General features: G+C 55.7%; 1 protein-coding gene and 1 pseudogene. Both read right to left on the bottom strand.

Annotated features, from left to right (window positions below; all coding sequences use genetic code 11):
• Window positions 1-947: pseudogene (locus ACH2EH_RS06425) on the bottom strand (helicase); the annotation flags it as partial.
• A 421-nt stretch (window positions 948-1,368) separates the two neighbouring features.
• Window positions 1,369-2,018 (bottom strand): hypothetical protein (locus tag ACH2EH_RS06420; protein ID WP_395140035.1); only part of this gene is annotated, 650 nt, incomplete at its 5' end.

Here is a 2,018-nt window from a genome sequence, read left to right as displayed (position 1 = left end):
GGCTCGACGGGAGCGACCTCAAAGGTTGGGAGTGCGTTTGTGGCAACGCGCGAGGCGCGGTGAAGATTTGTCGGATCTACGTCCGCATGAACGGCGGTGCCGTGGCCTACTGCGAACTCTTCACGCTGGCGATAGAGCATCTCCAGGGCTTTGATCTCACGATAGACCTCCTCATCGAGCTTGCCTTGGATACGCCGAGTCTCACGGGCGACAAAGATGCCCGCCCCACCGGGCGCAGTGACAGAGAGTTCGGCCTGAAACAGCCAAACCCGATCACGGCCTTCCTTGGGCTCGCGCTGCCCATTGACCAAGAAAAGGGTGACGGTCCAGTCGCGCTCACCGTCTTTACGGCGCACCACGCCCTGGACGCGAACCTCGGGGTACTCCTCATCGGGTGCCCACGGCTCAATACGACCCTTTTGAAGATTGAGATGAATCGTGTTCTGGACAGGAACGCGCCGCCAGACCTTCTGTGGGTTACCTTTGTCGTTGGTCAGGATTTGAGAGTCAACACGCTCATAGCGCCCCCAGGCAGCGCAGACAGCAATGGTGCTTACTTCGCCATCCACATGAAACGTCAGACCGAGTGAGGAAGGGAACATGGTTCCCTTCTGTGGTGTTCCGGTGTCGGGTGAGCCGTCGTCGCCATCCGCCCCACCATCTTGTGCTAGCTCATCGAAGTTTGAGGTGTTCTGCTCTTTCTCTACCCGGTGACGCGGCGCAAGAATCCCAAGTATGTACCGATCCCGGACGTTCTGGGCCTCGTCATCCGAGATTTCTTCCTCAGGGCCTTGCGCGGGGCCAAGCAGGTCACGAGCGACCTTTGCCTGGAGCTCCTCACGGATGGCTCGATGGCCGGGAGAGGACTCCAGTATCCGAATCTTCTTCTCGATGGGGGGCTCATCCGCAATCGGGATAATCTCTAGTTCTTCTTCTTGATCCTGCATTAGCGACTCGCAGATGGACTCTGCTCTCCCTCTCGAATACTGCCCAGTTCAACAATGGAGCCATTAGGTTGCTGGGCCAGTAGCTTCCCGTCCCGAGCGAAGATGAGCACGGCCCCGTTTTCATGAAGATGTTGCCGTGCGGCGTCACGAGCTGCGAGAGCGATACGGTTTTCTCGTTCCCACGTTTCTGCGTCCTCAAGGAGCAAGTAGAGTGGGTGGTCTACTGTGACTCGGTTGATCAGTAGACTTTGCCACAGGGTATTGCGACACCAAGAGCAACGTGTCAGATGCCGGAACAGAATCTCCTCAACCTCGGCAGCTTCCGGGTTCTCGCGAACGTAGTTCCAGATGCTTGATGGCATATGAGCATCGCGATCTGCTCGCATGGCTCCCCACGCTCCCGTGAGGTCTGGAAAATCCGCTAAGACCAAGTGTCTTCCCTCAAGGGTATTAGCAAACCGGGTCCGAGACGTTCCACTTCTCTAACCGCCTCACGCATTGCACTACGAGCAGCATCGGCGCTTCCCTGAAAAGCCCGAAAGATACGAGTGTCACTGTTGGACCGAGGTTTGATACAGGATTCCAGGTGCCGGAAACCCTTCTGCTCCAGAAGCTCCTCGACAATCTGGCGTAGGTGTAAAATCCGCCCCTGAAGTGCCGCACAATAGGGAACACAAACGGGATCACCTGAGGCCAACGCACCGAGAAAACGTAGCTCGTTAGTGAGAATCATGCTGTCTGGGTGCTGGAGTGCGACGGCAATCAGGACTGCCTCACCTTCGTCAATGTCATCCACTTCGCTCAGGGCTATAACGGTTGGGCGGTCGTAAGGTAGAGAATAGACACGAGGTAGCGACGTGCAAAATCGCTCAGCTCGTCCCAACACATTTTGCCCATATTGGGATTCCCATTTCTTATTTGTTTGGAGTTGACGAACGAAACTATCAAGTACATAGATGTCTGATGCGGTGATGCTGAACTTATCCTGAAGCAATGCCTGGAACTCAGAGAGTAAGTTCCAGGCGGCAAGATGTATAAGAAGGTCGTTGTCGGAGAGACAGATCACGACTC

The sequence above is a fragment of the Armatimonas sp. genome, assembly GCF_043760365.1.
Taxonomy (GTDB): Bacteria; Armatimonadota; Armatimonadia; order Armatimonadales; family Armatimonadaceae; genus Armatimonas.
The sequence above is the reverse complement of the archived record's forward strand: the minus strand, read 5'-3'. Positions and strand labels throughout refer to the sequence as shown.